Below are 23,460 nucleotides of genomic sequence, written 5' to 3'. Positions count from 1 at the left end.
GGCGCTACTCCTTATCAAACGAAACGTCGGCGGCGGGAAGTTCAATCGTAAAGACCGAACCGTGCGGGTCCGCCGCGGCAACCTCTATGCTACCGCCATGCGCCAACGCAATGGAACGGCAGAGCGAAAGACCCAAGCCCACGCTGCGGTGGCTGTCGGCCAGACCATGGTTGGCGGTATAGAACGACTCAAAAATCCGCTCGCGGTCCTCGGGTGCGATGCCCGGGCCGTCATCGGCCACCAAGCACGCCACGCGTCCATCGTCGATGCTAATCGAAATCATGATATGCGAGCCCGCGGGCGTATAGGTGATGGCATTGTTCACCAGGTTCACCACGAGCTGTACCATCAGACGCGCGTCGACGTTAACGAGCGCCGGTTCATCGCACGCCACCACCTTAAGGTCGTGCTCGCGCACGGCCGGATTTACGTGGCGCAGTGCCTCCTCGACGATATCGTCCATGAGCTCGAGCGTGGTCGACAGGCGCATACCGCCGCCCTCGAGCTTGGTGATGGCGAGCAGATTCTCGACGGTGGCGTTGAGCCACAGCGCATCCGAGCGAATGGATAGAAGCAGGCCGCGGCGCGTCTGGGCATCGAGCACTGCAGTGCCGGTCGAGCCCTGGTCGAGCAGCACGTCGGCATTACCCGAAATACTGGTAAGCGGCGTGCGCAGATCGTGCGAGATTGAGCGCAGCAGGTTGGCGCGCAGCTGTTCGTTTTTGGCGAGCACCGCCGCCTCCTCGCGGGCCTCCATGGCGCGGGCGCGGTCGAGTGCCAGCTCGCCTTCGCTCACGATAGCATCGGCAAGCGTCCGCTCCTCATGCGTCAGCACGTCGGGCTCGGCAACGATAGCCAGCACGCCCACCACCGAGGCGGGGTCGCCCGAGCGCACGAAGCCGTCGCCCGTGCGAACCGTCAGGTAGATGCCATAAAACGCCGAGCCGCCAAACGTGGCGTCGAGCGGCGTTCCCACATAGGCGGACGCCGAGAGCCGCGGCGGCATCTGCGGCGCCAGCTCGTGCACCGGCGCGGCATCGCCCACGGCCGTGTACGTCGCACGCGGCAGCAGGTCATCGCCCTCGGCGTCAGCGCTGTACCACACGACCGGACAGCCCGAAAGACGCGCCAGCTGCGTTGACATAGCATGGACAATCTGCTGCTGATCGGCGCACCGCTGCAGCATGCGGTTGGTCTCGAGCACCATATGCGTGCGGCGGTCGCTGGCGGCAGCCTGTGCCAAGGCGCGGCGCAGGGCCAACGCAATCGAGCTCGACACAAGCGAGACCACGAACATGATGAAGAACATGCCGGGATAGACGCGGTCGATAAGCGACAGCGAGTAGCGCGGGTCGACAAACAAGAAGTTGTAGAGCGCCACGGCGGCAGCCGAGCTCAGCAAGCAATACAGACGACTCCAGGTAAAGAATGCGCACAGCTGAACGGCGAACACATAGACGATCATGATGCTCGGCGCGAGACCCGGATGGTCGAGCAGCGCGCCCACAATCGTCGCCGCGACCAGCAGCCCCACCGATACGCAGGCGTCATACAGAGGAGTGCGGCGCGTCAGCGTTGTGCGCCGCCACCAAAAGTTATCGGCGATATCGCCGTCCGCACGGACGTCCATAGACACCGTACCCCTCCCTCAAAAACAAAAACCACCACAAAGGGGACAGGCACCTTTGTGGTGGTTTTCCCTCGTGGTGGTTCTAAGTGTAAAGCCTTCTACGACCGGCAGTCGCTAGACAAACAGCACGTGCGCGAGCAGTGCGCACACGCACGCCGCGACAAGCAGCGTCACCACGATCGAGATCACACGGTCGGCCATGTCCATGTTGGCACGATTCGTAAAGAACCGATCTTCGGCGGCGTCGACACGCGCCTCACGCACCATTTCGACCACCGCCTCACGGCCATCGAGCGCCTTTGTATCCATGTTTACCTCCCCGGCCTCATGCTTATCCATCAAAAACTAACTCCGTGTAGCCGCCGACGTCTACGGCCGCTCGTTGGGGGCCAGGCGCTGCATCTTATTCACAGCCTTGAACTTGGTGAACAGCGGCACGTACTCAAAGCTCACGTTGGAGTTCTCCAGGCCATACCAGCGTGCAGGCGTGCCGGCGGCGCGGCGGATGATGTACTTGAGCGTGATGGCCGTACGCTCGCTGGGCTCCACATCGCTTTCGGGCGCCAGAAGCTTACGGATCAGGACGAACTTGAAAGTGCCGATGTTACCCGGATCCTTGTAGACCGAGTAGTCATGCGTCTGCGGCGGCAGCTCGCCGGTGGCAGCCAGGTCCTGAACAACCTGACGCAGGTAGGCATTGACGCGCTGGTTGATCTTGTAGCCCAGGTACAGATGCACGCGGAACACGTAGTCGGTGCCGAACGTCTCGACCGAATAGGCAAAGGTGTGCGGTTCGTCCATGGTCTCGACATTCACAAACCACCAGGCGCGGGCACGCTTGGGATGCTTGTCCAAGATCGAATAGACGATATCGCGGTCGATGTAGTCGGTATGGGTGTCCTTGGTCAGGTACACGACGTTGTCGCTCATGCGCTCGTAACGGTCGTCGTCGCGCAGGCGCTTGAGCTGCGGCAGGTAGCTGCGCAGCGGCAGCAGCGTAAACTGGCGCTGCTCGACCGCCGTGCCGTTGTACCAGCACACCATAATGCCCATGATGAGCGCGGCCATCAGAATGGTGAAATAGCCGCCGTGGAAGAACTTGGTGAGCGAGCTCACAAAGAAAAAGCCCTCGAGCAAAAGGAAGAAGGCCGCGAAGATCCACGGAGCAACCTTGAGCTTGCGCTCCTCGTGCAGGTAGAAGAAGAGCAGAAGCGTGGTGCACATCATAGTCAGCGTAATGGCAAGGCCGTACGCGGCTTCCATATGCGCCGAGTTCTGGAACAGCAGCACCACGATGACGCAGCCGACAAGCATGACGTTGTTGACCATGGGAATATAAAGCTGGCCCTTGGTCTCGGCAGGGTAGAAGACCTGCATGTGCGGCATGAGGTCCAGACGGCTGGCCTCGGACACCAGCGAGAATGCGCCGGTGATGAGCGCCTGCGAGGCAATGATGGCCGCGACGGTGGAAAGGCCGACGGCAAACGGGCGCAGGCCCGGGGCGAGCATCTGGTAGAACGGGTTGAGGTCGGCAATGCCCATGAGCTCGGGGTTGGCAGCGTTGTTCATAAGCCAAGCGCCCTGGCCCATATAGGAAAGCAGCAGGCAGCACTTAACGAACGGCCAGGTAGCGTAGATGTTGCCGCGGCCGACGTGGCCCATGTCGGAGTAGAGCGCCTCGGCACCGGTGGTGGCGAGGAAGCAACTGCCCAGAATCATGATGCCCGCGTGGTTGTTGGGGCTCAGCAAAAAGGCGATGCCGCGCACCGGGTTGAGGCACAGCAGCACGGCGGGGTGCTGGAAGACAAAGAACAGACCCGTGCCGCCCAGGAACAGGAACCACAGCGTCATGATGGGGCCAAAGGCGTGACCGATCTTGGCCGTACCGATGCGCTGTACCAGGAAGAGCACGATGATGATGGCGAGCGTAATGGCGACGACGCGGCCCTGGTCATCGCCCAGCACGGCATGGACCGCCGGGATGGTGCGCAGGCCCTCGATGGCCGTGGTAACGGTAACGGCCGGCGTCAGGATGCCATCGGCGAGCAGCGCGGCGCCGCCCAGCATGGCAGGGATAATAAGCCACTTTCCGCAGCGCTTGACCAGGCTGTACAGGGCAAAAATGCCGCCCTCACCATGGTTATCGGCGCGCAGCGAGATGAGCACATACTTGATGGTGGTCAGCAGCGTGACCGTCCACACGACAAGGGAGAGCGCGCCGAGCACGAACTCCTCCGTGACGCTTCCGATGCCGCCGTTGCCGGCGACGAGCGCCTTGGTTACATACATGGGGCTGGTGCCGATATCGCCATACACCACGCCCAGCGTGACGAGCATCGCCGAGATGCTCACAGGAATCGCAGCGTGCGAGGCTGCCTCCTTGGCCTTTTGTTCCATAAGCCGGTTTCCTCCCAACTTTAATGTTCGAAGGAATTATAGGTAATCGTCCTATGTTTGAATGGCACTGTTTTCCCAGCTAGATAAACATTTATACGGCCTTTAGGCCACCGCGGCGATATGGAATGTGACAAAGGGACTGTCCCTTTGTCACATCCGTCATTTTCCGAGCCAGTTTTTGAACCACCACTCCATGGAGCGGCTCATCTCGGCCATAAAGGGACTGGTGTGTTTGCGGGTGTAGATATCCACCACGCGCTCGCCCACCTCGCGGGCATGCGGGCGAAACATCGCATCCATCTCGGCCACCTGCGCATCCATAGTCGCGGCATCCGCACGGCAGTAGCGCTCCTCGTGCACCAGGTTCACCACGGGGTGCGCGATCGCCGGACGCTCCTTACGGGGCGTACCGATGATGAGCATCGACAGCGGCATGGTATAGGGCGGCAGATCGAGCAGCTCGGCAACTTCCTCGGCGTTCTCCACGATGTCGCCAATGTAGCAGCTCCCCAGGCCCAGGGCCTCGGCGGCAACCACGGCGTTTTGCGCAGCGATCACGGCATCCTGCGCCGCGATGGCAAAGTCGCCCAGACCCGGTGCGCGGCGGGGCGACTTGCCCGTGCGCTCGACAAACTCGGGCTCAAAGCAGCCCACGTGCTCAAACAGATCGATCCACTTGGCATAGTCGACCACAAATATTAGTGCCCAGGGCGCCTTGGCGATCATAGGCTGGTGGTCGCACAGGTCGGCCAGACGGTCCAGCGTAGCCTGCTCGCGAATGCTCACGATGGAATACATCATCATGGCGCCCGCCGACGGTGCGCGGCTCGCCGCATGCAAGATCGCCGCCCGCTGCTCGTCGGTCACCGCTACGGGACGGTCGCTGTCATCGCGCGCGAAAGCACGCGTGGAGGAACGGTGCTCCAACGTGTCCAGCACCGCATTGCCCGTCGTCTCGACCGGATAGCCACACGCATCCACAGCCTTGGTGCAAACCTGCTCGTTCATCGCCTCATCCTCGCTAATTCTTTAAGAAGCCTTTACGTTTCCGTGTAATTCCCGTCCATTATCGCGCAGGTCGCCACCACATTGCGCCACACCACCGCATATGCGCGTTAATATGGCTGGTTGTTGTGCGCAGCCCGCAAATGCAGCGCATATTTAGGTAACAATCGGGTAAACCCCCGCTTTCGTAGGTTTTAGTTTGTGAGGAGTCTCAGCATGTTCGCTGCCGCCATCTCGCTCGTCGGTCTTGCGGCGACCGTCTACCTTGTTTTGCGCGAGGCCAAGGCCATTCGCGCTCAGTCGGGCACCGTCACCAAAGGCGCCTTCGCCTGGAGTGTCGCCTTTGGCCTGTTCCAGCTCTTTTTGACCGTCTGGGGCGCTATTGGCCTCGTCGCGCAAAACGAGCCGCTCGCCTTTGTGATGCTCATCCTGACCAACGCCATCCTCACCGGCTGCGCTTGGGCCAGCATCGCCCGCGACCGCATCGCCCCGCGCGTCTTTGCGTTCGCCGCGCCCGACGCCCCTGCCCCCACCGGCAAGCTCGCCCGCCTGCGCGGCGCCTTCGTGGGCAAACCGCTCGTCGCCGCCGTGCTGTGCCTGCTGGTCGCCGGCATCTTTGCGCTGTTGGGCATGGAGGTCTCGTCCAACCACGACTTTACCTGGGTCTACCCCCTGTGCATCCTGCTCGAGTGGGCCATCATCACCGCACTTATGATCGGCTTGTTCTTCTTGTTCCAGCGCCACGGTGCAGCTCCCGCGGTCCTGGCCTTTGCCCTCTTTGTCCTGGGCATTGCCGAGTTCTTCGTCATCACGTTTAAATCCATGCCCATCCAGCCGGGCGACCTTTCGGCCATTTCCACCGCCGCCGCGGTCGCCGGCAACGGCTACACCTTCTCGCTCTCGCTGTTCTGCGTGCTGTCCATGGGCTTTACCGCCATCGCCATGCTGCTATGCGAGTACGCCGGCCTGGTGGCGCCGCACCGTCAGAAGGGTGCCGCCAACGCCAAGCGCATCCTGCTCACCAACCTGCTCGTCGCCGTGCTGTGCCTGGGCGGTGTGACCGCGCACGTCACGCTCATCGACTACTACAACACCCTCGGCATCACCGTCTACACCTGGCGCCCGCTCGAGAGCTACTGGCGCGAGGGCTACCTGCCCGCTTTCATTAGCGCAGCGCAGTCCATCAAGCCGCCCAAACCCGCCGACTACTCCGTCGACGATGCCAAGGCCACGCTCAAAAAGTACGCCAAGGCCTACGACAAGTCCGAGGCCGCCAAGAGTGACGAGCGCGCCGCCGCAAAGGACCAATTCGACAGCGAGAAGCCCACGGTCATCGCCATCATGAACGAGACCTTCTCGGACCTGTCGATCTATCAGAACATGCGCGCCGGCTACGAGGGCCCGCAGTACTTTAAGAGTCTGTCCAACTGCCTCAGCCGCGGCAAGCTCTACGTGAGCGCCTACGGCGGCGGCACCGCCAATACCGAGTTTGAGTTTATGACCGGCAACTCCATGGCCAACCTGGGCTCGGGCGTGTACCCCTACACCATCTACAACATGGAAACGACCGGGAACCTGGCAGAGCAGTTCAAGTCGCTCGGCTACACCACCACGGCCATGCACCCCAACCACGCAACCAACTGGAACCGCGAGAACGTCTACAAGGACTTTGGCTTTGACCAGTTCCTGTCCATCAACGACTTCCAGGGAGCCGACACCCTGCGCGACATGGTGACCGACCAGGCGACCTACGACAAGATTCTTGAGCTACTCGACCAGAACGCCGATCCGCAGTTTATCTTCGACGTGACCATGCAGAACCACTCGGGCTACGATACGGGCCTGCTGCCGGCAGATAAGCAGATGCACCTCAACATCGACACGACCGATCTGGACGCCAAGACCATCGAGGACGGCACGCTGTCCGATGTCGACGAGTACGTCTCGTGCATCGAGCAGTCCGACCAGGCGCTGCGCTACTTCCTCAATGCCTTGAGCAAGCTCGATCGCAAGGTGGTCGTGGTGTTCTGGGGCGACCATCAGCCGTTCTTCCCGTCCAAGTTCAACGACAAGTGGTTTACCGACGAGGACGACGCCACTCACCAGGAGCGCTTGTGGCAGACCGACTACATCATCTGGGCCAACTACGACGTTGCCGGCTGCGACCAGACGAGCGAGGTCGACGACCTGTCCACCAACTACCTGTCCACGCAGCTCATGCAGCTGATCGGCGCACCGCTGACCGACTACCAGAAAGCGCACATGACGCTGCGCGAGTCGCTGCCCGCCATCAACTCCGTCGGCTACGAGGACGCCAGCCTGCGTTGGGCGCTCTCCTCCAACGTCACCGGTGACGACGCCGCGGCCGCAGCCGCCACCAAGGCGCGCGAGGATTACGCCAAGATGCAGTACTACGAGATGTTCCGCGACGGCAAGAACGTGTACACCGAGCACTTCCAGACCGAGGCCAACGAGACCGACCCCAACCTGGCACCGGGTACGACCAAGATCAAGTAGCGGGTCACTCATAACTGAAACGTCTGTCCGGGTGGAGGTATGCAAGGTTCCCTGCTCGGACAGTCCTGCGCAAGACGGAGGCCACATTAAGTGGCCCCCTTTGCGTGCGGAACTCGCGATGAACCTTACATTCCGCGTCGCCGGGCAGACGCCTCGGTGTTGAAACGCGGCTTGTCATGGGGACATCTGCTGGACATATATAAGTTGAAGGCCACGTCATGTGGCCTTTTTGCATCCGGAAACCGTGTCCCAGAATTCACGTCCGGAGCGGGATGCAGTTTCCGCTTACGGCCCCGTTGGGAAACTCCATCCCATTCCAAAGGCAAATTCTGGGACGCACTTTCCGAAACCCCATCCATCAGGAAAGCCCTTCCCACTCTGAATACATCCAGCGAACGTATGCGAGCGTGTTGTCCAGAACGGCCTCGTCATCGAGGTGATGGAAAATGTCACCCCAAACGCTTGCCACGGTTGCGTCCACAAGTGTCAAGAAAAAAGCCTCGAGAATCTCGAGGCTTTCACGTTTGTACGATTGAACGCGCGGCACCGCGAGCGACGGTCTACTCGCCCAAAACGGCCTTCTTGGCGGCTGCGGCCATGTTGTCCAGGTCTTCCTTGGTGGGATGGTCCTTCGCGGCAACCCAGTTGTCGAGCAGCATCTTATAGCGAGCGTTGTCGGGATCTTGCTCGAGCATGGCCTCGTAGCGCTGCTTGACCGCGGGGCCCATCTTGCCCTGGCACATCGCCCAGCCCGCAAGCTCGGCATCCCCAGCCAAATTGGAAGTCACGCGATCAATAATCTGCTGGTAATAGCTCTGGTCGGCGCCAAAACCGCAGGTGCCAAACAGGAAGACGCGCTTGCCGTGCAAGGCGGAGAGCAACGCCGCGACCGAAGGCGTGCACGCGCCCTTGTCGCACCAAAAACCGACGAGCACCGTGTCGGCCGTGCAGGCGCCCTGCGCCTCGAGCGCAACCTGATCTGCATCCGCATCGTCGCTCAACGCCGCGGCATGGACAAACTCAACACCCGCAGCCTGCAGAGCGCGCTTGATCGCGCCCGAAACCATCCTAGTATTACCGCTCTTGCTGTTAACCACCAAAGAGCACGTCATAGTCACGTTGCCTCGTTTCCCCCAAAACTAAAGCCACTAATGCAATTTATTAGATGAATATCTTAGTACTAACGACGCAGATGTAAACCATCTGCCGCCAATCGGTGGCCCCTACTGGGCAAACTGGCTGCGGTAGAGTTCGGCGTAGAAGCCGCCTGTCGCTAGCAGCTTGTCGTGTGTACCGCGCTCGATAATCTGGCCGTCGCGCATCACCAGGATGCAGTCGGCGTTGCGAATCGTGCTCAGGCGATGCGCCACCACAAAGCTCGTACGGCCGGCCATGAGCTCGTCGAATGCCGCCTGCACCTGCAGCTCGGTGCGGGTATCGATGCTCGACGTCGCCTCGTCCAGCAGCAGAATCGCCGGGTCGGTGAGCATGACGCGCGCGATGCACAGCAGCTGCTTTTGACCCTGGCTAAACGTGCCGCCGTCCTCGCCGATCACCGTATCGTAGCCGCCTGGCAGCTGCACGATAAACTTGTGCGCGTGCGCGCGCTTGGCCGCCTCGACAACCTGTTCGCGCGTGGCATCGGGACAACCATAGGCGATATTTTCCGCCACCGTGCCCTCGAACAGCCACGTATCCTGCAGCACCATGCCAAAGGCGCGGCGCAGGCTTGCGCGCGTGTAGTCACGCGAGGAACGGCCATCGACCGCAATGCGACCGGCATCGATATCGTAAAAACGCAGTAGCAAATTGATGAGCGTCGTCTTGCCGCAGCCCGTGGGGCCGACCAGGGCAAAGCGCATGCCGGGCTTAGCCTCGATGCAGATATCCTGCAGCAGTTTGCGGTCGGGCACGTAGCTAAAGTCCACATGCTCAAAGGTCACCTCGCCCTGCGGGACGGCAAGTTCCACGGCATCCTCCGCGTCGGGCTCCTGCTCGCGCGCATCGAGCAGCGCAAACATGCGGCGCGCCGAGGCGTACGCGGTCTGGATCTGCGTAATGACGTTGGTGACCTCGTTGAACGGCTTGGTGTATTGGTTGGCATAAGACAGAAAGATTTGAACGCCGCCCACCGTAAGCGCCGCAGGCACGCCCGTGATCACGCCCACGCAGCCGATCACGGCGACCACGGCATAGATGATGTTGTTGATAAAGCGCGTGCCGGGGTTGGAGAGCGAACCCATAAACTGCGCGCGCTCGCCCGCGGTGTAGAGCTCGGCATTGAGGGCATCGAAGCGTTGCTGAGCGTTCGAGCCATAGGCAAAGGCGTCGACAAGCTTCTGCTCGCCCACGTACTCCTCGATATGGCCGCCAAGCTGACCCTGAATACGCTGCTGCGCCGTAAAGCTCTTGTTGGAGAGTTTGGCGATGGCGCTGGCCGCAAAGATGGAGAGCGGCGTGACGAGCACCACTACGAGCGTCATGGTCAGGTTGATGGAGAGCATAAACGCGAGCGTGCCAACGATGGTGATAACACCGGTAAAGAGCTGGGTAAAGCCCTGCAGCAGACCGTCGCCCACCTGATCGACGTCGTTGACCACGCGGCTCATAAGGTCGCCGTGGGCATGGCTGTCGATAAAGCTGAGCGGCATACGGCTGAGCTTATCGCTCGCCTCCACGCGCATGTCACGCACCGTCTCGTAGGACAGGCGGTTGACGCAGTAGCCCTGCAGCCACTGGAAGGACGCCGCTCCCACCACGACGAGTGCGAGTTTGGTAACGAGCGGCAGCAGCGCATCGAAGTCCACCTGGCCCGCAGCAACGATCAGGTCAATGCCCTCACCAATGAGAATGGGCGTGTAGAGCTGCAGAATCACCGAGACAGCGGCACTCAAAAACGATGCCACAAACGAGACGCGGTGCGGGCGAACATAGCCCAGCAGGCGGCGGGTCACCGCACCCACGGGATAGCGCTCGGGATCGCCGGGCTGGCGCGGACCGTCTCCCAGGTCGTTGAGGCTATCGTTGCCGGACACGTTGGCCGTCATCGTGGCGACCGAACCGGAGGAAGTGTACGGATTCATTTAGCAGCCCTCCTTTGCGCAGACGGATGTGGGGACGGTCGGGGCGCCTGGGGCGGGCGCGGGCGCCGTACTCCCCTGCTGACCCTCGAGCTCCTCGCGGCGAAGCTGCGACTGGCAAATCTCGCGGTAGAGCTGGCAGGTCGTGTAGAGCTCATCGTGCGCGCCCAGGCCCGCAACCGAGCCGTGGTCGAGTACGCAGATCATGTCGGCATCGCGAACGGTCGAGACACGTTGGCTCACGATGACGGTCGTGAGCGGCAGCCCGCCCTCGGCGGCACCGCGCACACTGCGCTCGCGGACGGCATGGCGAAGCGCCGCGTCGGTCTTAAAGTCGAGCGCCGAGGCAGAATCGTCCATGATCAATATCTGAGGCGAGCCCACCAGGGCGCGCGCGATGGTCAGGCGCTGGCGTTGGCCACCGCTAAAGTTCTTACCGCCCGCCTCGACCGGGGCGTCGAGGCCCTGGGGCTTGTTGTGCACGAACTCGCTCGCTTGCGCCATATCGAGCGCTGCCCAGAGCTCCTCGTCGGTCGCCGACTCGTCACGCCAGGTCAGGTTGCTGCGGATAGTGCCGCTCACCAGCGACGCACGCTGCGGAACGGTCGCGACCACGTGGCGCAGCTGGTCGAGCTGCCAGGCGCGCACGTCGGAGCCCATCACGTACACGCTGCCCACGCCCGCATCGTACAGGCGCGGGATAAGCGAAACGAGGGTCGACTTACCGCTGCCCGTGCCGCCGATAATGCCGAAGGTTTTGCCCACCGGCAGCTCCAGAGTCACATCGCTCACGGCATTTGCCGCGCCGGCGCCAAACGAGAAGCTCGCATGGTCAAAGCTCAGCGCAGGGACCGGAACAGCGCCACCCGTCAGGTCGCTCGGCTCAGGCAGCGCGACCGGCTGGTTGCCCTCGTCAGCGATGCTCGGCACGCAATTGAGCACCTCGTTGATACGCGACGCGCTGGCGCTCGCCTTGGTAAAGACCACGACCAGGTTGGCGACGTACACGATGGAGGTGAGCGTCTGCGTCATGTAGTTCACAAACGCCATGACCTGACCCTGCGTGAGCTCGCCCACGTTGACCTGGATGCCGCCCACCCACAGGATGGCGCACACGCCCAGGTTCATCACAAGAAACGTGACGGGATTAAGGATCGACGAGAGCTTGCCCACCGCGATGGCAGTATTGGCCTGGTCATCGGCGGCTTGGGCAAAACGCTCGCGCTCGTGGTCCTCACGCACAAAGGCGCGAACAACGCGGGCGCCCGAAAGCCCCTCGCGGCAGATAAGCGCGATGCGGTCGAGCTTTGCCTGCAGCTGCCTGTAATACGGGATACAGCGCGCCATGACAAACCAAAACACCAGGCCGATAGCGGGCGTGCAGATCAAGAAGATCATGCCGAGCTTAAGGTCGATGGCAAGGGCCGCGCACATGGAGCCCACCGCTAGAAAGGGCCAGCGGATGAGCATGCGCACGCCCAGCGCCACAGCGAGCTGGACCTGGTTAACGTCGTTGGTAATGCGCGTGATGAGCGACGGCGTGCCAAAGCGGTCGAGTTCGGCATAGCTCAACTCGTTGATGTGCTGGTAGAGCGCACCGCGGATATCGGTGCCCATGCCCTGCGAGGTGAGCGCCGCCATCTTTTGGCAGACGAGCGTAAACGAGATGCCGATCACAGCCATGGCGCCAAGTACCATGCCGTAGTGGATAACGGCGTTGACATCGTGTGCGCCAATACCCTTATCGATCATCTGGGCAATCACCAGCGGCGTCAGCAGGTCAAAGATCACTTCGATCAGCTTACACGCAGGGCCAATCACCATATACCGGCGAAACTTACCACCAAAACGCCTGAGCAGCTCAATCATGTATAGGCGCTCCCTATCATCATTCACATTCAATTCGAACCATGATAGTACCGCCACCCCAAAAGAAGCGTAAACAACTCGTCATTTCTAATGGGATTCGGTTTCCAAAGAAGCGGAGAGGCGCGCACCCAGCCAGTGTCGGGTCGACCACTTGGTATACTTGCATTAGTGCTACCAAGTTAGTCGCCGACCCTTGAAATGAGGTGCCGAGATGAACGACATTCTCGCAAGAAGAGCAAGACGAGCAACTGTGGGCATCGCCCTTTCCGCGGCACTTGTCGCGGGAATCGCCCCCGTAACGGCGATCGCTGCAGAAACCAGCGCCCCCACCGGTGCGGCCGTTTCGCAGACGAGCGCCGCCAACGGCAATTCGGGCGCCCCGCAGACAGAAGACGCGGCCGCCGCAAAAGAAAAAGCGTATGCAGCCATGCAGGAAGCGCTCAAAAACCTCGAGGCCGCAAAAAACGCCGCAAGTCCCGAGAAAATTGCGAGATTCAATGATGACATTACCCGTTTTCAAGAGTACCGCGAAAAGATGGCGGCGCAAGCCGCCGAAGGGAGGGAACTCCTTCCCACCATGCAAGCGGACATCGATGCTGCCCAAGCCAAATACGACGGGGCCATCAACCGGGTAAGCGAGCTCCAGGCAGAATTAGAGAAGAAACATGAGATGCTTAAGACACTCGAAGCACTCGGCTACGAGGAGTTTGTCGAAACTACTAAACAGCAAATAAAGCAGTTGCACAATGAGATCATATCGGCAAAAACGCACGTAAACTATTGCGAAACGGAGCTCCGCGAGTTCCAGTACCGCCTCAGAAGAGAGGAAAGACGAGTTAATGACTGTGAACGTGCTGTAGAGAAATATAAAGCCGATATCGACCGGTTCACAGCCTGGCGAGATGCGCTCCTCGACAATTTGGAAAAGGCGCAAGCGGCCTATGACGACGCCTGCAAGGCATACGAAGAGGCGAAAGCCGCGGCAGACAAGGCCACCTCGCCCGAGATAACGAAACCGACCGAGACGACGCCTCCCTCCGGCTCAACGCAACCCGCCGAGGCGACACCGCCCGTTGCCTCACCTGCAACCGGCAAAGACGCCCTACCAAGCTCCACCAAGCAGGCGAACTCGAGCAGCGGCAAGCAAGCAAATACGACCGCCGGCAAGCTCGCGAACACGGGCGACACAGCACCGAGCGCAATAGCACTCGCAGGAATCGCCGCCATGGGACTCGGAATAACCGCCACAGCCACACGCCGCATCAAGAACTCAAAATAGCCGACAGAGCATTCTGCCTTCACCAATCCACAAGCCCAGAGACAAAAAGAGGCCCGTTTCCCCAACCTAGGGAAACGGGCCTCTTTAACTGCAAAAATTCAAGCAACAGCACCGCCGCCTCTTGAACCACGTAGCCATCAATGCCCAGACAACGCCAGCAAGCCGCATTCCGCAAGGGATAGATTAAATTAGATAAACGCGCCTTTACGGGTGATTTTTGGACGACGGGGCCCGGCCGGCGGCGAGGTGTTTGGTAGTCGAGCGATCCCGCAGGCGAAGCCGAGGACCAGCGAGACACCAAATACCTCGCCGCCGGCCGGGCCGTGTCGCGGCACCAAAAAGCGCCCGTGCGCTCGATGGATTCGGATGCCCGACAGAGGCTCCTTATGGCTGCTTCCTTCCGGACCTGACCAGATTCGGAACATGTCGTCATCCGAACCCATCGAACGCGCTAGGCGCTCGGTATATCTTACCTGCTCCCGCCCGCCAGAGCAAGGTAGCTAATTTGGGACGGAGCTTTTTTGACTACTTTTGCAGCCCGATTGCCAGAGCAGCCAATGAGTAGTCAAAATAGTCCCATCCCAAAATGACCGGCTTGGTGCCGCACCACAGAAAGGGCCCATCTACTACGTTTAGGCCACAGGGGTCGACCATAGCCGACTTTTTCGAAAATCGGCAAGCTTTCTACCTGCGGTTTTGTTTTTGTAAATTCCGGGATGGTCGAGAGTGGCCGGTTTAACGTAGTAGATGGCCACGTTTCGTGGCAGGCGGTCCGACCCAAGGCACAAGGCAGCCAACCTCGAATGGACATTCTCGAAGTTGCGGTGGAATACGGACTGAATTGGCACCTTAAAGGCAAAAACGCTCCGTATTTCACCGCAACTTAAAGAGAGATGGGTTTTAGAGGCGGGCGAGGTCGTAGGCTCGCGCGGCAGACTCGCCGGCGCAGATGAGGTTGGTTGTGGCTTCTTGCACACCGAGCGCCTGGTCGAGGGGCATGGGCTTGCGGCAAATCGGCAAAACCAAGTCAATACCCTGCTCATACACCGTGTCCAGGTTGACGGCGCGACCGCCCACGACGGCGACCACCGGCTTGCCATATCGCTTCGCACGACGGGCCACACCCACCGGCGCCTTTCCAGCAGCGGACTGCTCGTCCATATTGCCCTCGCCCGTTATGACCAGGTCGACATCGCGCACGCGCTCGTCAAACTCCACGAGATCGAGCACCGTCTCTACACCCGAGCGCAGCTCCGCACTGAGCGCCAGCAACGCCGCGCCCAAGCCACCGGCAGCGCCCGCGCCGGGCACACCGAGCACCGAGCCAAATGTCCGTGCGCCCTCGGGTGTGCGCAACAAACCCTGGGCTCGAGCTCCGGCAATCGCCGTATCGAGCAAGCGACCGTAGCCGACCATCCAGCCGTCGTATCTGCACAGCACCTCGACATCATCCGCCGGCAGGCCCTTCTGCCCGCCAAACACCGCCAGTGCGCCTCGACGCCCCACGAGCGGATTCTCGACATCGGAAAGCACAACGATACGAGCATCATCCAAAGCCTGCAGAGCTGGCGCCAAATCAACGCTCGCCACCTGCTCAAGGCCGGCAAGACCGGGGGCGACATCGCATCCCTGATCATCGACCACACGCGCGCCCAGCGCCTGCAGCATGCCGGCGCCACCGTCGTTGGTGGCACTGCCGCCCAGACCAATATAGATAGTCTTTGCCCCGGCGCGAACCGCACGGAGCATCAGCTCGCCCACGCCATAGGTCGAAGCCGCGAGCGCCGCCGATTCCGTGCAGGGTGAATACCCAATACCCGCCGCCTCGGCCATCTCAATTACAGCCGAGTCGCGCTCGCCGTCCACCAGCATCCGGGCAGACACGCGGTCGCCCAAGGGGCCTGCCACCTCGCAGGTCACAATCTCACCGCCGCACGCAGCAACGGCATCGAGCGTTCCCTCGCCACCATCTGCCAGCGGCAATGCGCGCACCTCGGCATCGGACCACACACGGCGCACGCCTTCGGCAACCGCCGCCTCCGCCTGCGCACTCGAAACGCTGCCCTTAAAGGAGTCGATCGCCAGCAGCACACGGCGGGGCCGGCGGCACGCAGGACCAAAGTCAACCGCCGTGTCAGCATCCTCACCGGCACCTGCAAGCGCTGCGGCGTGAGCGGCGTGTGCTTCAAGATCGGCCCCACAACCGCAATCAGCGCCGCCCGCTCCGCGCAGACCGCCAAAATAGTTACTCAGCAGCTCGCGACATTCATCCGCCAGGACCCCAGCCGTCACGTTAAACCGATGATTCAGGCGCGAGTCGGCATTCAAATCGTATAGGGATCCCAGCGCGCCCGCCTTGGCATCAGCCGCGCCATAGACGCAGCGCCCCACGCGCGCGTTGACCATAAGGCCCGCGCACATGCAGCAGGGTTCCAACGTCACATAGACCGTACAGTCGGAAAGGCGCCAGCGGCCAAGCGCCTGGGCAGCGGCGCACAGGGCCGCAAACTCGGCATGAGCCGAAGGATCCTGATCGAGCTCGCGACGATTATGCGCCCGCGCGACAATCTCGCCGTCGCGCACCACTACGGCTCCGATGGGCACCTCGCCCACCTCCGCGGCGGCTCGCGCCTCGGCCAGCGCCTCGCGCATGAACTTCTCGTCGATTTCGGTGATCGTCATCGTTCGCCTTCCCTGTTGCAAATTCAAAACGATGCTATCATTACGACTCACGGAGAGATGGCAGAGCGGTTGAATGCGGCGGTCTTGAAAACCGTTGAGCGCGAGAGCGTTCCGGGGGTTCGAATCCCCCTCTCTCCGCCACTTCTAGTGATGCACCGGTGTCATGGTCCGCTCAAACAGTGCATCGACCACGTCGGCTATCTCAGGTCGACGCTCAAGATCGTGACCCGACTCCCACCATATCGTGAAAAGTCGAATAATACCGCCGGCGACAAACTCAGACGTCGTCTCAAGTGACACGGGGGCCAGGGCATCCTCGGCAAGCACGTTCATCACGCGCTCGCGGATGGAGCGGGCAATGCGGTCGCAAATAACGTTGGTCAACATGCCCGACATGCTGCTTGCCAAAATGTTATCCATGAGCTGCTCGTGCGCCAGAATCAAATCCATGGCATCGTCCAAAATCGCGTGCCGAAGCGCGCGCACGTCCTCGGCAGATACCGCGCCGGCCTCATCGGGCTGTTTTTGCGGCAAGCCCGACATGAGCTCATCGATATAAAAGGCAAAGTAATCGTTCTTGTCGCGAAAGTGCTTGTAGAACGTCGTGCGGCGAATCATGGCGCGGTCGCACAGCATGGCAACCGTCAGGTCCTCAAAACGATGCTCCTCGAGAAGCTCGGTAAAGGCATCGAACAGGGCGCGGTAGGTTTTCTTGATGCGAAGGTCCACTGGTATCGCCATCCTCAGGGCAAAGACAACACTCGCCAATCTGTCGCATATCTTACACCTGTACCCCGCGCGCTTTGCCCCGGTGCCGACCCCGACGAAAACACAACGCTTACCGGAAAGTTCGGCACGACAAAACGTTGCGGGTATACTAGTAGCGTTATACCAACGGCAGCTGGCGCATGCCGCCGCGGCCATTCGAAACGGAGACATCATGCTTCCCGTCATCATCGGCATCGTTGTTGTCATTGTGATTGCCTGCGCCATCGCCGGCATCTACAACAACATGGTCACCAAGCGTAACCGCATCGATAACGCCTGGCAGAACATCGATACGCAGCTGCAGCGTCGCAACGACCTGATCCCCAACCTGGTCGAGACCGTCAAGGGCTACGCCAAGCACGAGCAGGAGACGCTCTCCGCCGTGATCAGCGCGCGTAACACCGCCGTCAAGGCCACCACGCCCGAAGCCAAGATGGAAGCCGACAACGTGCTGACCGGTGCGCTGCGCCAGCTCTTCGCCGTAGCCGAGGCCTATCCCGATCTTAAGGCAAACACCAACTTTACGCAGCTGCAGGCATCGCTCGAGGATACCGAGAACAAGATTAGCTATGCACGCCAGAGCTACAACGACTGCGTGCTCAGCTACAACAACGCCATTCAAACGTTCCCGGCTGTCATCTTTGCCGGCATCTTCCAGTTTAAGGAGCGCCAGGGCTTCGAGGCCGCCGAAGCAGCCCGCCAGGCCCCGACCGTCAAGTTCTAGTAGTTTGGCAGCGCATCCTTAATCGGCCAAATGCATAAACCGCCCCGTCGAATGCATACTTCGACGGGGCGGTTTCCTTTTTCGCGAAGGTCCCCCTCTAAGCGCCGTGCATTTTTAGGAGTATTCAACATAACCAAGAGCTTCGGGCGCCACGATAAATGCCAAAGACCGCGAATATCCCTGCAAATCAAACGCTGTCAGCCCATAACCCCGCCCATCATCCGTAGAAAACATCGAGAAATCCCGATTTTTTGCCCGAGGTCGGTATGCAGGGGCCTTCGATTGCAGAATACTCGCAAAAATGCACGTCGCCACCGCCCCCACATGGCGCGAAGCAAAACAAAAGGGCGACCTTCCTTTCCGGCGCACTCCGCAGGACGAAAGAACCTCCGCCGCACAAAGTGCGCAGCGGAGGTTCTTTCATGTCCGAGGACGCGCCGGAAAGGAAGGTCGCCCTCGGGCCGGACAGCTAAGACAGCTTACGCGACGGTGTAAACCCAGTTGTGCTTGTCCTCGACAGCACCGGACTGGATGCCAGTCAGGGTCTCGCGGAGCTTCTTCATCACAGGGCCGATCTCGGTGTAGCCAGCCGGGAAGGTCACGGTCTCGTCGGCGCCGTAAACCTTGTTGTCGATCTCGCCAACCGGGGAGATGACGGCAGCGGTGCCGCACAGGCCGCACTCGACAAAGGTACCGGCCTTGACCTCGGCCCACTCGACGGGGCGCTGATCGACGGTCATACCCAGGTCCTGAGCAACCTGAACGAGCGAACGACGGGTGATGGAAGGCAGGATGGAGTCGGTGTGCGACTGCGGAACGACGAGCGTACCGTCCTCCTTCACGAACAGGACGTTGGCGCCGCCGGTCTCCTCGACATAGGTGCGGGACTCGGAGTCGAGATACAGGTTCTCGGCATAGCCCTCGCGATGGGCCTCCATCGTGGGCTTGAGGGACATGGCGTAGTTCAGGCCGGCCTTGATGTTGCCGGTGCCGTGCGGGGCCGCGCGGTCATACTCGGAAACGCGCAGCTTGACGGGCTTGAGGCCACCCTTAAAGTACGGACCGACCGGGGTCACGAGGATGCGGAACGTGTACTCAGGAGCGGGAGCCACGCCGATCACGTCACCGGAGCCGATCATAAACGGACGCACGTACAGGGTCGCGCCGGAACCGAAGGGCGGAACCCAGGCGGCGTTGGCAGAAACGACCTGCTTGACGGCCTCAACGAACTTGTCCTTGGGGAACGGGGGCATCTCGAGGCGCTGCGCAGAGTTATACATGCGCTCGGCGTTCATGTCGGGACGGAAGCAGACGATGCTGCCGTCCTCGGCGGTGTAGGCCTTCAGGCCCTCAAAGACCTCCTGGCAGTAATGGAAGATGCCGCCGCACTCGGAGACATGCAGGGTGTGGTCGGTGGTCAGGCCGCCCTCGTCCCACTCGCCGTCCTTCCAATGGGCCTCGTAGCTGTAATCGGTCTTCATGTAGCCAAAGCCGAGGCTACCCCAATCGATATCCTTCTTCTCGACAGTCATATGTCGCTCCTTACATACACAGTTGCAAACTCGCGAACCCGCACGCAAGGACCGAGGCCGGCCGCGTCGCAACGTCGCACGCCCGGAGCGTAGAGCCGGACGGGACACGCGAACAGCATCAAAGCCGATGGCACGTCGATTCGCATGCACGAGATTGTACTCCGCACGCGCGTCGGATAAAACGTTTTTCTTTAACTAACTAAAGTAATTTCATTTGACCGAAACTAAAGAGGCCCGCCACCGTAAGCGGTGACGGGCCTCAACTGTACGGTCTGCGCGCTGGCTCGAGCTAGGCGTTCTATTTACCCAGCTTGGCCTTAACCAGACCGACCACGGTCGGGATGATCGACACGGCAACGATGCCGATAATCAGCAGCTCAAAGTGCTCCTGCACAAAGGGAATGCCGCCAAAGAAGTAGCCCAGCAGCGTAAAGACCGTCGACCAGGTAATGCCGCCCAGCACGTTAAAGACGACAAAGTTGCGCCAGTGCATGCCGCCCATGCCAGCGATAAAGGGCACAAAGGTGCGGATAAACGGGAAGAAGCGACCCAGGAAGATGGCCAGGTGACCCCACTTGTCCAAGAAGTCCTCAGACTTTTTGATGCGCTCGGGCGTCATGGCCTTGACCTTGCCCGAAGCGATGATCTTGCGGCCAAAGAAGTGACCGATCATAAAGTTGCACTGATCGCCCAAAATGGCAGCGGCCCATGCGGTGGCCAGAAGCGCCACGATGTTAAAGCCGCCGTTGTGGGCAAAGAAACCCGAGGCGAACAGCAGCGAATCACCGGGAAGGAACGGGAAGAACACCACGCCCGTCTCGATAAAGATGATCAGGAACACGCAGCCGTAGGCCATAAGCGGGCCGGCGGCGATCCAGCTGGCGATCGCGGTGCGCGGGTCCTTAAGCAGCTCGGCAATAAAATTGATGAAACCCATGAAGTAAAACCTCTCAGTTGTGGGCGCGGATACGTCCAAGTTGACCAGTATACGGTTGCGGTGCCCCCTCGTGCGCAACCCCACAAAAGCATGACTCCATTACCAGCAAGTTTGCATAACTGACACTTGTAGCGCAAAGCCGCCAAGATTGTCCTTTTTAATCCCTAGCGAATCGCTATACTTTATTGAATCGCATTGCCATGGCGCTAAGGGAGGGCGGCCGGTGAGCTTTATCAATACCATTCGCGAGGACATCAAGACCGTCCAGGCGCAGGACCCCGCCGCGCAAAACGGTCTGGTCATCTTTCTTTCCTATCCTGGCCTGCACGCCAAGTGGAACCACGTGCCCGAGCACTGGCTGTGGGAGCACGGTCATCGCTCGCTCGCCCGCGTGCTCTCGCAAATCACCCGCCACATCACCGGCGTCGAGATTCACCCTGCCGCGCAGATTGGCAAGCACTTCTTTATCGACCACGCCATGGGCGTCGTCATCGGCGAGACCACCGTTGTGGGCGACAACTGTGTGCTCTACCAGGGCGTCACGCTCGGCGGCACCGGCAACGAGACCGGCAAGCGTCACCCCACCCTGGGCAACAATGTCACGGTGGGCACGGGCGCCAAGGTGCTCGGCAACATCCGCATCGGCAACAACGTCAAGATCGGCGGCAACTCGGTCGTCGTTAAGGACGTCCCCGACAACTGCACCGTCGTGGGCGTGCCGGGACGCATCATCAAGCGCAACGGCTGCCGTGTGTTCGAGGAGAGTTTCGACGCCAAGCAGCATCGCGAGTACATGCCCGATGACGCCGCCGAGCAGTCCGCCCTCAACCGCCAGGGCATCACCGAGAATGCCCGCCGCGTCAAGGAACTCGAGCGAGAGGTGGCCGAGCTCAAGGCCCTCGTCGCCAAGCTCGTGGACGAACGCTAGGAACGCAAGCGGCACAAAACGACATCGGCATCAACGCAAAGGCGCGCCAGGGAATTCATCCCCGGCGCGCCTTATTTGTGATGTGGCAAAGAGACTGTCCCTTTGTCACGTTATGCGAACTGGCTCAGATAGAGGTCGGCGTAGGCACCCTCGGCAGCCAGCAGCTCCTTATGCGTGCCCTGCTCGATAATGTTGCCGTGATCCATGACCAAGATCAGGTCGGCGTCCACGATCGTCGACAGGCGGTGCGCGATCACAAAGCTCGTGCGCCCGCGCATGAGCGCGTCCATGGCACGACCGATGGCAAGCTCGGTACGCGTATCCACGCTTGAGGTCGCCTCGTCCAGGATGAGAATCGCCGGGTTATTGAGCAGCACGCGTGCGATGGTCAGCAGCTGACGCTGGCCCTGGCTGATGCTTTCGGCATCGTTGGCCACGCGCGTGTCGTAGCCCTGCGGCATGGTACGCACAAAGAAGTCGACCTGCGCGGCGCGCGCAGCCGCCACGATCTCCTCACGCGTCGCCTCGGGACAGCCGTAGGCGATGTTTTCGGCAATCGTGCCATCGAACAGCCAGGCGTCCTGCAGCACCATGCCAAACTGCTGCCGTAGCTCGCCGCGGTCCATGTGGCTCGTATCCACGCCGTCGAGCGTAATACGCCCGCCGTCAATCTCGTAGAAGCGCATGAGCAGGTTGATGAGCGTCGTCTTGCCCGCGCCCGTGGTTCCCACCACGGCAATCTTCTGGCCCGGCTCGGCGGTAAACGACACGTCGTGCATAAGCGGCTTGTCGGGCGAATAACCAAAGCGCACGTGCTCAAAGGAGACGCGACCCTCAACGCGACCCGGCAGCTTGGCGGCCTCGTCCGGCAGCGGATCGGCCTCCATCTCGGGCTCATCGAGCAGGTCGAACACGCGCTCCGCACTCGCCAATGCGCTCTGCAGCGAGTTGAAGGTAAACGACAGCTGCGTCATGGGTTCGGACGCCTCGTAGATAAACTGGAAGAACGCCTGGAACACGCCGACGGTCATGTGACCGGCAACCAGCATGCTGCAGCCCACCAGCGCGATCACGATCTGCGCCAAACGGCCGATAAAGCGCACCGCAGGGCCGACGGCATTGATCATAAAGTCGGCCTTGGCACTCACGCGTGCCAGCTCGCCCGAGGCCTGGTGCACCTCGGCAGAACTTTGGCGTTCGCGGTTAAACGCGCGGATCACCAGACGGCCCGAATAGCCTTCCTCGACCGCACTCGTAATCTTGGACACCCACTCCTGGCGCTCGCCCGTCACATCGTGTGTGCGGCGCGAGACGACCTTCGTCACCAGCAGCGACAGTGCCGTAAAGAACAGAAAGACGAGCGTAAGCTGCACGCTGAACACGAACATCACGCTCACAGCACCAACAACCGTGCCGATCGACACGAGCAGCTGCAGCAATCCGCGCTGCATGCTCTCGGACATCTTGTCCAGGTCGTTGGTCGCGCGGCTGACGACCTCGCCGGGACGATGCGCGTCAAAATAGGCGAGCGGCAGACGGTTGAGCTTTTGCGCGATGCGGTTGCGCAGGCGCAGATTGAGACGCTCAGCGACGCTCGACATCAAAAAGCTCTGGAGCGCATAGAACGAGGCAGCGGCAGTCCAGATCATAAAGTAGACGAAAATGGTCTTGCCGCAGTTCTCCCAGGTGATGCTGAAAGTGGTGTCGTTGGCAAACGCCACCTGAATGTGGCCCCACAGCTCATCGATCACGCGGGCGCTATATGCCGGCGCGGCGGTGTTAAAGATGACATAGAACACAATGCTCGCGAACACGATATAGAAGCGCCAATGGTCGCCGGCAGCCTCACTCCACAGGCGGCGCACCGTCGCCCAGGTATCCCGAGGCGTCTCGTCCTCGTCTTCGTCGTCCACGTCGCGCATACGCTCTGCCTCGGCGCGGGCGCGCTCGTCCTCGGCACGTTCGTTTTCCTCGTAGAGCGCTTGGCGGCGAGCCTCGCGCTCCGCCGCCTTGGCGGCTTCGTCCAGGTCGGGCGCGACGCCCGTCTCCTCGACTGTCTCTACAACCGCAGCGCCATCGACGATGCCCTGCTTCTTGAGCTCCTCGGTCATG

The 23,460-nt window shown here is 61.0% G+C and carries 16 protein-coding genes, 1 tRNA gene and 1 other RNA gene; 5 read left to right on the top strand and 13 right to left on the bottom strand.

Features of this window, described 5'->3' with window-relative positions:
- Positions 1 to 4: 4 nt before the first annotated feature.
- The 4 genes from PMX70_RS06160 to PMX70_RS06145 form a co-directional block, all read right to left on the bottom strand.
- A complete protein-coding gene (locus PMX70_RS06160) occupies positions 5 to 1,630 on the bottom strand; it encodes an ATP-binding protein (RefSeq protein ID WP_271743183.1) in 1,626 nt (541 codons plus the stop codon).
- A gap of 114 nt (positions 1,631 to 1,744) precedes the next feature.
- Complete coding sequence (locus PMX70_RS06155) at positions 1,745 to 1,939, bottom strand: hypothetical protein (RefSeq protein WP_158572412.1); 195 nt, start codon at positions 1,937 to 1,939, stop codon at positions 1,745 to 1,747.
- A 60-nt stretch (positions 1,940 to 1,999) separates the two neighbouring features.
- Positions 2,000 to 4,027 carry a KUP/HAK/KT family potassium transporter gene (locus PMX70_RS06150; RefSeq protein WP_035138754.1) on the bottom strand — a complete coding sequence of 676 codons (2,028 nt, stop codon included), beginning with the start codon at positions 4,025 to 4,027 and terminating at the stop codon, positions 2,000 to 2,002.
- 159 nt (positions 4,028 to 4,186) lie between these two features.
- Positions 4,187 to 5,035, bottom strand: coding sequence for a nitroreductase family protein (locus tag PMX70_RS06145; protein ID WP_271743158.1), 849 nt, complete (start codon positions 5,033 to 5,035; stop codon positions 4,187 to 4,189).
- 213 nt (positions 5,036 to 5,248) lie between these two features.
- Between PMX70_RS06145 and PMX70_RS06140 the strand changes: the two genes are divergently transcribed.
- Positions 5,249 to 7,549: an LTA synthase family protein gene (locus tag PMX70_RS06140; RefSeq protein WP_271743157.1), complete on the top strand. Its 2,301-nt coding sequence runs from the start codon at positions 5,249 to 5,251 to the stop codon at positions 7,547 to 7,549.
- Positions 7,550 to 8,109: 560 nt separating this feature from the next.
- On the opposite strand, the gene bilS is transcribed toward PMX70_RS06140, so the two are convergent.
- From bilS to PMX70_RS06125, 3 genes are all read right to left on the bottom strand, one after another.
- The gene (bilS, locus tag PMX70_RS06135) at positions 8,110 to 8,661 is read right to left on the bottom strand and encodes a flavodoxin family protein BilS (RefSeq protein ID WP_215674484.1); all 552 of its coding nucleotides are present in this window, start codon (positions 8,659 to 8,661) and stop codon (positions 8,110 to 8,112) included.
- A 111-nt stretch (positions 8,662 to 8,772) separates the two neighbouring features.
- Entirely contained in the window at positions 8,773 to 10,632 is a 1,860-nt protein-coding gene (locus tag PMX70_RS06130) for an ABC transporter ATP-binding protein (RefSeq protein ID WP_271737127.1), read from the bottom strand.
- Positions 10,633 to 12,498, bottom strand: coding sequence for an ABC transporter ATP-binding protein (locus tag PMX70_RS06125; RefSeq protein ID WP_271743156.1), 1,866 nt, complete (start codon positions 12,496 to 12,498; stop codon positions 10,633 to 10,635). It lies immediately after the preceding gene.
- Positions 12,499 to 12,709: 211 nt separating this feature from the next.
- Here PMX70_RS06125 and PMX70_RS06120 point away from each other — a divergent pair, with 211 nt between their 5' ends.
- Entirely contained in the window at positions 12,710 to 13,777 is a 1,068-nt protein-coding gene (locus PMX70_RS06120) for an LPXTG cell wall anchor domain-containing protein (RefSeq protein ID WP_271743155.1), read from the top strand.
- A gap of 350 nt (positions 13,778 to 14,127) precedes the next feature.
- On the opposite strand, the gene ffs is transcribed toward PMX70_RS06120, so the two are convergent.
- Together ffs and tadA are read right to left on the bottom strand one after the other, a co-directional pair.
- An RNA gene (ffs, locus tag PMX70_RS06115) (signal recognition particle sRNA small type) lies at positions 14,128 to 14,223 on the bottom strand.
- 454 nt (positions 14,224 to 14,677) lie between these two features.
- Entirely contained in the window at positions 14,678 to 16,459 is a 1,782-nt protein-coding gene (gene tadA / locus PMX70_RS06110) for a tRNA adenosine(34) deaminase TadA (RefSeq protein ID WP_271743154.1), read from the bottom strand.
- 51 nt (positions 16,460 to 16,510) lie between these two features.
- Here tadA and PMX70_RS06105 point away from each other — a divergent pair.
- Positions 16,511 to 16,600: transfer RNA gene (locus PMX70_RS06105), tRNA-Ser, on the top strand.
- Between the two features lie 3 nt (positions 16,601 to 16,603).
- Here PMX70_RS06105 and PMX70_RS06100 read toward each other — a convergent pair.
- Complete coding sequence (locus tag PMX70_RS06100) at positions 16,604 to 17,188, bottom strand: TetR/AcrR family transcriptional regulator (RefSeq protein ID WP_158549345.1); 585 nt, start codon at positions 17,186 to 17,188, stop codon at positions 16,604 to 16,606.
- A 211-nt stretch (positions 17,189 to 17,399) separates the two neighbouring features.
- Here PMX70_RS06100 and PMX70_RS06095 point away from each other — a divergent pair, with 211 nt between their 5' ends.
- Complete coding sequence (locus PMX70_RS06095; protein WP_171021549.1) at positions 17,400 to 17,951, top strand: LemA family protein; 552 nt, start codon at positions 17,400 to 17,402, stop codon at positions 17,949 to 17,951.
- 479 nt (positions 17,952 to 18,430) lie between these two features.
- Here the strand turns inward: PMX70_RS06095 and PMX70_RS06090 are convergent, their stop codons facing one another.
- Positions 18,431 to 19,483, bottom strand: a complete 1,053-nt coding sequence (locus PMX70_RS06090) for a branched-chain amino acid aminotransferase (protein WP_035138743.1) — start codon at positions 19,481 to 19,483, stop codon at positions 18,431 to 18,433.
- A 298-nt stretch (positions 19,484 to 19,781) separates the two neighbouring features.
- Complete coding sequence (locus PMX70_RS06085) at positions 19,782 to 20,420, bottom strand: DedA family protein (RefSeq protein WP_138113555.1); 639 nt, start codon at positions 20,418 to 20,420, stop codon at positions 19,782 to 19,784.
- 223 nt (positions 20,421 to 20,643) lie between these two features.
- Between PMX70_RS06085 and cysE the strand changes: the two genes are divergently transcribed.
- Positions 20,644 to 21,348: a serine O-acetyltransferase gene (cysE, locus tag PMX70_RS06080; protein ID WP_195521049.1), complete on the top strand. Its 705-nt coding sequence runs from the start codon at positions 20,644 to 20,646 to the stop codon at positions 21,346 to 21,348.
- Positions 21,349 to 21,458: 110 nt separating this feature from the next.
- On the opposite strand, the gene PMX70_RS06075 is transcribed toward cysE, so the two are convergent.
- A complete protein-coding gene (locus PMX70_RS06075) occupies positions 21,459 to 23,459 on the bottom strand; it encodes an ABC transporter ATP-binding protein (protein ID WP_238057931.1) in 2,001 nt (666 codons plus the stop codon).
- Position 23,460 lies beyond the last annotated feature (1 nt).

It is taken from the genome of Collinsella aerofaciens, from assembly GCF_028206795.1.
Taxonomy (GTDB): domain Bacteria; phylum Actinomycetota; class Coriobacteriia; order Coriobacteriales; family Coriobacteriaceae; genus Collinsella; species Collinsella aerofaciens_AX.
This window is presented reverse-complemented; position numbering and strand designations above follow the sequence as displayed.

Excerpts from the sequence above, each read along its gene's own strand:
- PMX70_RS06160 (WP_271743183.1), bottom strand. The coding sequence starts at position 1,630 with ATGGACGTCCGTGCGGACGGCGATATCGCCGATAACTTTTGGTGGCGG.
- PMX70_RS06155 (WP_158572412.1), bottom strand. The coding sequence starts at position 1,939 with ATGGATACAAAGGCGCTCGATGGCCGTGAGGCGGTGGTCGAAATGGTG.
- PMX70_RS06150 (WP_035138754.1), bottom strand. The coding sequence starts at position 4,027 with ATGGAACAAAAGGCCAAGGAGGCAGCCTCGCACGCTGCGATTCCTGTG.
- PMX70_RS06145 (WP_271743158.1), bottom strand. The coding sequence starts at position 5,035 with ATGAACGAGCAGGTTTGCACCAAGGCTGTGGATGCGTGTGGCTATCCG.
- PMX70_RS06140 (WP_271743157.1), top strand. The coding sequence starts at position 5,249 with ATGTTCGCTGCCGCCATCTCGCTCGTCGGTCTTGCGGCGACCGTCTAC.
- bilS (WP_215674484.1), bottom strand. The coding sequence starts at position 8,661 with ATGACGTGCTCTTTGGTGGTTAACAGCAAGAGCGGTAATACTAGGATG.
- PMX70_RS06130 (WP_271737127.1), bottom strand. The coding sequence starts at position 10,632 with ATGAATCCGTACACTTCCTCCGGTTCGGTCGCCACGATGACGGCCAAC.
- PMX70_RS06125 (WP_271743156.1), bottom strand. The coding sequence starts at position 12,498 with ATGATTGAGCTGCTCAGGCGTTTTGGTGGTAAGTTTCGCCGGTATATG.
- PMX70_RS06120 (WP_271743155.1), top strand. The coding sequence starts at position 12,710 with ATGAACGACATTCTCGCAAGAAGAGCAAGACGAGCAACTGTGGGCATC.
- tadA (WP_271743154.1), bottom strand. The coding sequence starts at position 16,459 with ATGACGATCACCGAAATCGACGAGAAGTTCATGCGCGAGGCGCTGGCC.
- PMX70_RS06095 (WP_171021549.1), top strand. The coding sequence starts at position 17,400 with ATGCTTCCCGTCATCATCGGCATCGTTGTTGTCATTGTGATTGCCTGC.
- PMX70_RS06090 (WP_035138743.1), bottom strand. The coding sequence starts at position 19,483 with ATGACTGTCGAGAAGAAGGATATCGATTGGGGTAGCCTCGGCTTTGGC.
- PMX70_RS06085 (WP_138113555.1), bottom strand. The coding sequence starts at position 20,420 with ATGGGTTTCATCAATTTTATTGCCGAGCTGCTTAAGGACCCGCGCACC.
- PMX70_RS06075 (WP_238057931.1), bottom strand. The coding sequence starts at position 23,459 with ATGACCGAGGAGCTCAAGAAGCAGGGCATCGTCGATGGCGCTGCGGTT.